This is a genomic window from Geobacillus sp., from assembly GCF_017515625.1.
GTDB classification, from domain to species: domain Bacteria; phylum Bacillota; class Bacilli; order Bacillales; family Anoxybacillaceae; genus Geobacillus; species Geobacillus stearothermophilus.
Genome location: NZ_JAFWFM010000105.1, coordinates 1 through 7,439, shown reverse-complemented (window position 1 = coordinate 7,439; position 7,439 = coordinate 1). Strand labels below are relative to the sequence as shown.

The window sequence follows — 7,439 nt, the reverse complement described above, 5'->3', positions numbered from 1 at the left end:
TACATGCCTATATTATAACCGATATTCAGCTGTTTTAAAAGTTAAAATAAACAAGTCGTGTGCCTATGAAATTCAGTGTTTTTTTCTAGGATCCGCATCGCGAAATCTTTGATATAACAGCATTTTGGCCATTTTCATTTGCCTAAAATGGCCTCAAAACTGTCGAACTCGGGTTCGAGTGTGGAGGATCATATGGAGCGTTTCGTTCTTTGGCTGCTTGTCGCGGTCGGGGCGGGGCTTTTGCTGTTGAGTTTCCGCTTTTTGCCGGCGCGGGATGTATGGGTGTCGTTTTTGCTGAATGCGTATGCAGCGAGTTTTTTCGGTTCGATCGTGGCGGGGGCCGGGCTGCTGGAGTATCCGGTCCGTTTTTTTGCCAGCTATACGGGCAACAGCGTCATTTTTGAATATCTTCTCTATCCGGTTGTCAGTGTGTACGTCTATGCCACCTCGCGCCGGGCGCGCTGGCCGGGTGTGGCGGCGCAATGCGCGGGGTATGCGGCGGTGCTGACAGCCCTTGAGGTTGTCTTTGAACGGTATACGGATTTTATCGAATATCATGGTTGGAAGTGGGAATACTCACTCGTTACAATGTTTCTGTTGACGTTGGCCGTTCGGTTGCTCGCAGGGCGAATGCTGAGACGAAATGAGTGAGCCAGCATGTCTATTTTTGCCCGTTTGGCGCTATACATATAGTATCATGTCCAAAAGGAGGCAAACGGGATGGTGCTGTTTGACATCAAACACCGCCTGTATTATGAAGCCATCAATTCCGCGCGTCCAAAAATGGCGCCGATCCGCCAAGACCGGGCGTGGGGGTATGTCTGGAAGACCGTAAACGGCGAGGCGGTGAAGTTTTGGATCGATTTCCGGCGCGGGCGGTACATGTATTTTGAGTACGGGCGCAAGTGGTACCGGGTCGCGTACTTGCAGGCAAACGGAAAAAAGTCAGGCGATGATGTGTTGGATGGCGCGATGATCGATTTGACGGTGGACGGGCACCGGCTGCTGTTCATGAAAGGGCGCGTTGGCCGCGAGACGGCGCAAGTGGTCTAAAGCAGGTGCGCCTCTTGGCAGGCGTTGGAGGGTCTTTTTCGCGCTTACGCTGAAACGGCGGGCGGCAAGGGATCATTTTCCCTTGCCGCCTTCTTTTTACGCCCACCACATCTCGGGCAGTTCTTCTTTGAACAACACCTTTTTCAAGAGGGCGACGGCCTTTGACAGCCCTTCATCGATCGAAGCGAGCATATCTTCGTGTTCGATCGACAGCACGTAGTCGTAGCCGACGGCGCGCAGGGCGCTGACGATGTCGCGCCACATTTTTTCGCTTTGCCCGTAGCCGACGGTGCGGAACACCCATGAGCGATCGAGAATTTGGCTGTAATGTTTCGTATCGAGCACGCCGTTTTTGCGGATGTTCGCTTCGTCTAAGTACGTGTCTTTCGCATGGACGTGGAAAATCGCTTTTTCGCGGCCGAGCAGTTTGATCGCCTCAACCGGGTCGATGCCTTGCCAAAGCAAGTGGCTCGGGTCAAAGTTGGCGCCGATCGCTTCACCGACGTGTTCGCGCAGTTTGAGGAGCGTTTCCGGGTTGTAGACGACAAAGCCCGGATGCATTTCAAAGGCGATTTGCGTGATGCCGTGCTCCTTGGCGAACGCGGCTTCTTCGCGCCAGTACGGAATGACGACTTCTTCCCATTGCCATTTTAAAATTTCCAAGTAATCCGGCGGCCAGGAGCATGTGACCCAGTTCGGGTATTTGGCGCCGGGATGGTCGCCCGGGCAGCCGGAGAAGGCGTTGATGACCGGGACTTCGAGCTGCTCGGCGAGCCTGACCGTTTTCCGCCACGTGTCATGTGACTGTTTCGCGAACGTTTTGTCCGGATGAAGCGGGTTGCCATGGCAGCTTAACGCGCTGATGACGAGGCCGCGGTCGGCGACGGCTTTTTTCAACGCTTTGATGTTTTCCGGCTGGTCCAAAAGTGCGTCGGGATCGCAATGGGCGTTGCCCGGGTAATTGCCGGTGCCAAGCTCAACGGCTTCGATGCCCATGGCGGCGACTTTGTCCAGCATCTCCTCAAACGGCAGCTGTTGATACAAGACGGTGAATACGCCTACTTTCATTTTGTCATTCTCCCCCTTTTGACGGCGCGCAACGGCCGGACGGCCGCCGCGCCGCGCTGTTGTTGCTTCTCGTCGGATGAGCGGATCGAACGAACTCCCACGCTTATTCCGCCACCCGCACCCATTGTTTCGTGCGATGGCTTTCCAAAATGGCGTCGACGATCCTCATCGTATGGTGGCCGTCGGCGATCGTCGCAAACGGCAGTTCCCCGAGCGCCTCGCCGCGTTGTTTCCGGATGATGGCGCCATAAAAATCACGGAACAAATTTTTCAGCCCGTCCGGCCAGCCTTCTTCATGGCCGCCCGGGTAATGGGCGTAAGCGGCGGCTTGCGGCGACAAAAGCGCCGGGTCGCGGACGATTTCTTCGTTCGGGCCGCTGCGGCGCCCGACCCAGAGGCGGTTCGGGTGCTCTTGGTCCCAGGCGAGCGTCATCTCATCGGCGGCGATTTCAAAATAGAGCCGGTTTTTGCGGCCGGCGCTCACTTGGGAAATCGTAAACGCCCCGTGGGTGCCGTCGTCAAAATGGACGAGCACGCTGCCGCCGTCTTCCGTGTCAATCTGGACGGGCTCGGCGTCTTGAGCATGCCCGGATGCAAACGTGCTCCCTTCCTGCTTCGGCTTGTAGCGGACCGGATGGACAGTGCGCAAGTCGGCGAACACTTCGACGATTTTCTTGCCGAGCACGTATTGCACCGTGTCGCACCAATGCGAACCGATGTCGGCGATGGCGCGCGACGGGCCGTTTTGCGCCGGGTCGAGCCGCCAGTTGTAGTCCGTGTCATACAAGAGCCAGTCTTGCACATAGCCGCCGTACACGAAATGAACGCGCTTCGCCTCACGGGCGAGCCGCTCTTTCGCCTCGACAACGAGCGGGTAGTGACGGTAGTTGAAGCAGACCGCGCTAAGGCTTTCGCTTTGTGCAGCGAGCCGCTTTAATTCCGCCGACTGTTCGCTGTCCATGGCGAGTGGCTTCTCCGACAACAAATGTTTCCCTGCCTCGAGCGCGGCCATGTTGATCGGGAAATGGAGGACGTTGCGCGTGCAGTTGTGCACGGCTTCGACGTCCGGGTCGTCAATTAAAGCGCGGTAGTCGCCGTACGCTTTCGGAATCCCGAATCGGCGAGCGGCTTCCTCCGCTTTTTCTTGGCTGCTTGAGGCGATGGCGACGATGTTCACAAACGGCAGGCGGCGGAGCGCCTCAATATGGGAAGAAGCGGAAAAGCCGGTGCCGATAATACCGACATTGATCGGTTTCACTGCGTCACTCCTCCTTGTTTCGCTTTGATCGGCTCAAGCGGCTTGACATTGCCAAAGACGATTTCCCCGCGGTTGACCGGCGCGGCCCAGCGGACGGCGTTAGCGATCACTTTCAGCACATCCGGGTGATGGTACGTCGGATACGTTTCATGGCCGGGGCGGAAGTAGAAAATTTTCCCTTTCCCGCGCGTGAACGTGCAGCCGCTGCGGAACACTTCTCCGCCTTCAAACCAGCTGATGAAAATCGTTTCGTCCGGCTCTGGGATGTCGAAAAACTCGCCGTACATTTCTTCCTGCTCAAGCTCGATGTACGATCCGATTCCTTCCACGATCGGATGGCCCGGGGCGACGACCCAGAGACGCTCTTTTTCATCGGCTTCGCGCCATTTCAAATTGCATGTCGTCCCCATCAGCTTTTTGAAAATTTTCGAGAAATGGCCGGAGTGAAGGACAATGAGCCCCATTCCTTCGAGCACGCGGCGGTGGACGCGTTCGACAACCTCATCTTTCACTTCATCATGGGCGATATGCCCCCACCAGACGAGGACGTCGCACCGGTCGAGCACCTCGTCGGTCAAGCCGTGCTCCGGTTCGTCCAAGACAGCGGTCGCGGCGTCAAACCCTGCTTCGGCTAGGTAGTTCGCGATGACGGTATGCATTCCTTCCGGATAAATCGCTCTTACCTGTTCATCTTTCTTTTCATGGCGAAATTCGTTCCAGACGACAACGCGGATGGGTGTGGTCATTCATTGATCCCCCTTGGTTCTTTCGGCCTGTCTGTATGCGGCTAGGCCGAGTGTTTTTTGGAATGTTTCCCCATGTTCGCGACTCGTTGGGACGCCAGTGCGATTCATGGAGCGTTTCTCACCATTCGATGCGAACTTGCCGCCCTTTTTCGGACGATTCGTAAATCGCTTCTAACACTTTGGCGATCGTAAGCCCTTGTTCCGCCGTGCAAAGCGGTGCCGTCTCCTCCGTGATGCTCGTGACAAAGTGGTCAAGGAGCGCCACCCGTTCGCCCTGGTCCTCAAAATGGAGCGTGACATCGGCCGGAACGCCGTGTTCGTTGCGGAACCATTTCACTTCTTGGCGGTTGCCGGCGATGTTCCACTCCCAGCGCACGCCGCCTTCCGTGCCAAGAAATTCGACATATGCCCGCTCTTCTTCAATGTGCGACGCCCAGCTCGTCTCCAGCAGCACCGTCGCGTCGTTTTCGAGCTGGATGAACGCCGCGGCGAAATCTTCGACCGTATAGGCGGCATCAGGCGAAAACGTCGTTCCCGGCCATGCCCCTTGGCGGCGCGGGCCGAACTTCGCGTACGTTTTCCCCGTCACGGCGACCGGGTTCGGGTTCCCGAGCAGCCAAAGCGTCACATCGAGCATATGGACGCCCAAATCGATGAGCGGACCGCCGCCGGAGCGCTCGCGGTCAAAAAACCATGCCCCCCATGCGGGAATGCCGCGGCGGCGCACCCAGCCCGTTTTCGCGTAATAAATCTCGCCGAACGCACCGGATTGGATTCGCTCATGCAGCCATTGCGCTGCTTGGCGGAAGCGGTTGTTCAACGACACCATAAACTGTTTTCCCGACTCATCACGGGCGCGGATGATGGCGTCGGCCTCTTCCGCTTTCGTCACCATCGGCTTTTCGCAAAGCACGTGTTTCCCGGCCCGCAAGCTGTCGACTGACACTTGGGCGTGCAAAAAATTCGGCACGGTAATGATGACGGCATCGACATCTGGTGAGGCGAGCAGTTCCTTGTAGTCGCGATACACTTCACGGATGCCGTACGTTTTCGCTTTCTCCGCGGCCACTTGTTCATTGACGTCGCAAATCGCCTGCAAGACGACGCGCTCGGAAAGGTTTAGCGCCGCCTTGATGTGTTCATTGGAAATCCCTCCAGCTCCGATCAAGCCGAGGCGGATTGGAATCGTGTTCCCCATGTCCTTTTCCCCCTTGCGCTCATTTGTTTTCTCTGTCCCATATGCTCCACCGATTCGCCGTCCGTTTTCTAAGTGATGTAATCGATTACATCACCGTGCAAAAAAATCCGCCCGTTCCCCGCACCGGACAGAGAGCGCTGTCAGCCCCTTTGCCCAGAGCGCTCTCCTCCACACGAATCGCGAATGACGAGCCGATCGGGAAGAACAAGCTGACGCCGCCGCGCGCTCGTTCCTTCAATGAGCGCAAGCAGCAATTCCATCGCTTTTTGGCCGATCTCAAACATCGGCTGGGCGATGGTTGTAAGGCTCGGTTCAAAAATCGAGGCCATTTGAATGTCGTCAAATCCGACAACGGCGACATCGTCGGGAACGCGCCCGCCGCGATGGCGAATGGCTTTAACCGCCCCGATCGCCATCTCATCGTTGGCGGCGAAAATCGCGGTTGGCGGCTTCTCAAGGGCGAGTAGCTTGAGCGTCAAATGATATCCGGACTCATAGGTAAAATCACCTTCCTGCACGAGCGCAGCGTCCGCCTCAAGCTCATGCTGGGCCAGCGCCTGTTGGTAGCCGCGCAGCCGATCGCGGCTTAAAATGACGTCCATCGGCCCGGATAAGTGGGCGATGCGGCGATGGCCGAGGCGGATCAAGTGTTCTGTCGCTTTGCGGGCGCTACTGATATTGTCAATGGACACGGTCGGGATATCCGTCCCTTCGAGATACTCGCACGCCAAGACGATCGGAAACTGGCGCGCCATCTCTTCCATCAGCTCTTTGCGGATGCGGGCGGTCAAAAAAATCATCCCGTCGACTTGCCGCTGCGGCAATACGTTCAAATATTGCTCCTCAAGCCGCGCGTCATTTTGCGTATCGCCAAGCAGCACTTGATAGCCGTGCTCGAGGGCGACCGCTTCAATGCCGCGCAGCACTTTCGAGAAAAATGGATTCATAATATCGGGCACGACGACGAGCACCGTCTCGGTCTCCATCCGCCGCAAATACCGGCCGAGCACGTTCGGATGGTAGTTCAGCGCTTCAATGGCTTCAAGCACGCGCTGCCTTGTCTCCTCGGTGACGTTGCCCGTGTTGCGCAACACGCGCGACACGGTGGCCGTCAATACGTTCGCCCGTTTCGCCACATCTTTTATGCTTGCCATTGGTCGTAGTCCTCTCGCTTATGTAATCGATTACATTACCATCATATCGGAAAGACAGGACGGTTGTCAAGCCCGATTCCACGTAAATCGTATCACCGATCTTGACGGGACGAACGAAACGAAGTGAATCGATGCCATAAAACGCCAGGACCACTCCCAGCTCCATCATCCACAGCCCCGTCGCCGCCGACAGCGTCAACATCCCATGGGCGATGCGCTCGCCAAATGGCGTCCGCTTGGCGTATTCCTGATCCATGTGCAGCGGGTAAAAATCGCCGGAAACGCCGGCAAACCGCACAATATCCGCTTCGGTGATCGTTCGTCCGCGCGAACGGTGGCGCTCGCCAAGCGCATACTGTTCAAACGGACGGTCAAATCGCACGCCTTCCCCTCCCCTTGGTTGGTGCAAAAAAGAGTAAAAACAAATTCCACCCCCTTTCACGGCTGCCACTGTATATTTTGTTAATATTCTGAATATTAATCATATCATCTTTGGCCTTTACGCATCCCTCCCCGTTAGCCCGTCTGTCATTAACATATGAACGGAGTGGAGCGGATAGAACTGCCCCTCCGTGCTTCATGTTTCCAAAAACAAAAGGATGCCGGCCGGCCCCCTTTGTTCTTCCTTATTCTTTTACCGAACCGGACGTGAGCCCGGAAACGATGCGGCGCTGAAACAACAGCACCATGATCACAAGCGGGATCGTCACCACCACGGTGGCTGCAGAAATTTCGCCCCACGGGATCGTATACTGGCCTTGGAACATGGCAATGCCGACCGGAACGGTTTTGTATTTTTCCGCCGTATTGATCGTCAAGGCAAGTGAACTACCCCCACTTAATTTTCTAGCGAAAATTTGAAGTGGGGGCTTCCAAAGAAGTTTGACTGCTTCAAGCAATCCTTATTCTTTGAGGCGTGTCCACTTCGCCGCTAGAGCATAAGACACTCAGGTCTACAGCTT

At 56.3% G+C, this 7,439-nt stretch carries 8 protein-coding genes and 1 pseudogene; 2 read left to right on the top strand and 7 right to left on the bottom strand.

The genetic code is table 11. The features are described from left to right. Positions 1–192 precede the first annotated feature (192 nt). Entirely contained in the window at positions 193–651 is a 459-nt protein-coding gene (locus tag IKE44_RS06565; protein ID WP_287465386.1) for a CBO0543 family protein, read from the top strand. A gap of 69 nt (positions 652–720) precedes the next feature. Beyond that, a complete protein-coding gene (locus tag IKE44_RS06560) occupies positions 721–1,053 on the top strand; it encodes a hypothetical protein (protein WP_055358099.1) in 333 nt (110 codons plus the stop codon). A gap of 96 nt (positions 1,054–1,149) precedes the next feature. On the opposite strand, the gene IKE44_RS06555 is transcribed toward IKE44_RS06560, so the two are convergent. From IKE44_RS06555 to IKE44_RS06525, 7 genes and pseudogenes are all read right to left on the bottom strand, one after another. After that, positions 1,150–2,121 (bottom strand): sugar phosphate isomerase/epimerase family protein, encoded by a 972-nt coding sequence (locus tag IKE44_RS06555; RefSeq protein WP_055358100.1) that lies wholly within the window; start codon positions 2,119–2,121, stop codon positions 1,150–1,152. A gap of 103 nt (positions 2,122–2,224) precedes the next feature. Further along, on the bottom strand, positions 2,225–3,379 hold the full coding sequence (locus IKE44_RS06550) for a Gfo/Idh/MocA family protein (protein WP_287465383.1): 1,155 nt from the start codon (positions 3,377–3,379) through the stop codon (positions 2,225–2,227). Further along, positions 3,376–4,125, bottom strand: a complete 750-nt coding sequence (locus IKE44_RS06545) for a ThuA domain-containing protein (RefSeq protein ID WP_055358102.1) — start codon at positions 4,123–4,125, stop codon at positions 3,376–3,378. The genes IKE44_RS06550 and IKE44_RS06545 overlap by 4 nt, the downstream gene beginning before the upstream one ends. 118 nt (positions 4,126–4,243) lie before the next feature. Beyond that, positions 4,244–5,323 carry a Gfo/Idh/MocA family protein gene (locus IKE44_RS06540; protein WP_287465381.1) on the bottom strand — a complete coding sequence of 360 codons (1,080 nt, stop codon included), beginning with the start codon at positions 5,321–5,323 and terminating at the stop codon, positions 4,244–4,246. A gap of 140 nt (positions 5,324–5,463) precedes the next feature. Beyond that, positions 5,464–6,477 carry a LacI family DNA-binding transcriptional regulator gene (locus IKE44_RS06535; RefSeq protein WP_287465379.1) on the bottom strand — a complete coding sequence of 338 codons (1,014 nt, stop codon included), beginning with the start codon at positions 6,475–6,477 and terminating at the stop codon, positions 5,464–5,466. After that, complete coding sequence (locus IKE44_RS06530) at positions 6,365–6,859, bottom strand: MaoC/PaaZ C-terminal domain-containing protein (protein ID WP_235468454.1); 495 nt, start codon at positions 6,857–6,859, stop codon at positions 6,365–6,367. The genes IKE44_RS06535 and IKE44_RS06530 overlap by 113 nt, the downstream gene beginning before the upstream one ends. A gap of 244 nt (positions 6,860–7,103) precedes the next feature. Further along, a pseudogene (locus IKE44_RS06525) lies at positions 7,104–7,298 on the bottom strand (carbohydrate ABC transporter permease); the annotation flags it as partial. Between the last annotated feature and the right edge of the window lie 141 nt (positions 7,299–7,439).

Bases quoted from the DNA above. Each gene is read 5' to 3' on its own strand.
- IKE44_RS06545 (WP_055358102.1), bottom strand. From the start codon at position 4,125: ATGACCACACCCATCCGCGTTGTCGTCTGGAACGAATTTCGCCATGAA.
- IKE44_RS06555 (WP_055358100.1), bottom strand. From the start codon at position 2,121: ATGAAAGTAGGCGTATTCACCGTCTTGTATCAACAGCTGCCGTTTGAG.
- IKE44_RS06540 (WP_287465381.1), bottom strand. From the start codon at position 5,323: ATGGGGAACACGATTCCAATCCGCCTCGGCTTGATCGGAGCTGGAGGG.
- IKE44_RS06565 (WP_287465386.1), top strand. From the start codon at position 193: ATGGAGCGTTTCGTTCTTTGGCTGCTTGTCGCGGTCGGGGCGGGGCTT.
- IKE44_RS06560 (WP_055358099.1), top strand. From the start codon at position 721: ATGGTGCTGTTTGACATCAAACACCGCCTGTATTATGAAGCCATCAAT.
- IKE44_RS06535 (WP_287465379.1), bottom strand. From the start codon at position 6,477: ATGGCAAGCATAAAAGATGTGGCGAAACGGGCGAACGTATTGACGGCC.